Genomic DNA, 296 nt, shown 5'->3' with positions numbered 1-296 from the left:
GAGGAAGGGATTTGAGTATGAGATTGTTATAGGGAAAATTGGTAGTCAGTTGGGGAGGGTATATGGGGATTATGGTGGAGGTGAGGAAGAAGGGAAGGTGGAAGTGGAGGGGTTGGTGGTGTAGTTGGAAAGAGTGGAGATTGAGGTGGGTGATGGTAAAGTGGAGGTGAGGAAGAAGGAAAGGATTGTAGTGGAAAGGTTAGTGGGGGGGAGTGGGAAGGTGGTGAGCAGAGAGAGAATGTTGGAGAAGGTGTGGGATGAGTGTTTTGTGGATGAGAAGAGAGTGAGGGTTAAGG

General features: G+C 49.0%; 1 protein-coding gene. It reads left to right on the top strand.

Going from position 1 to position 296, the window contains the following annotated elements; translation table 11 throughout:
* Positions 1-133: 133 nt before the first annotated feature.
* Positions 134-296 (top strand): winged helix-turn-helix domain-containing protein (locus tag FS628_RS33250; protein ID WP_369008908.1); only part of this gene is annotated, 163 nt, incomplete at its 3' end.

Source organism: Paenibacillus xylanexedens (assembly GCF_007676705.1).
In the GTDB taxonomy this organism is placed as follows: domain Bacteria; phylum Bacillota; class Bacilli; order Paenibacillales; family Paenibacillaceae; genus Paenibacillus; species Paenibacillus xylanexedens_C.
The sequence above is the reverse complement of the archived record's forward strand: the minus strand, read 5'-3'. Positions and strand labels throughout refer to the sequence as shown.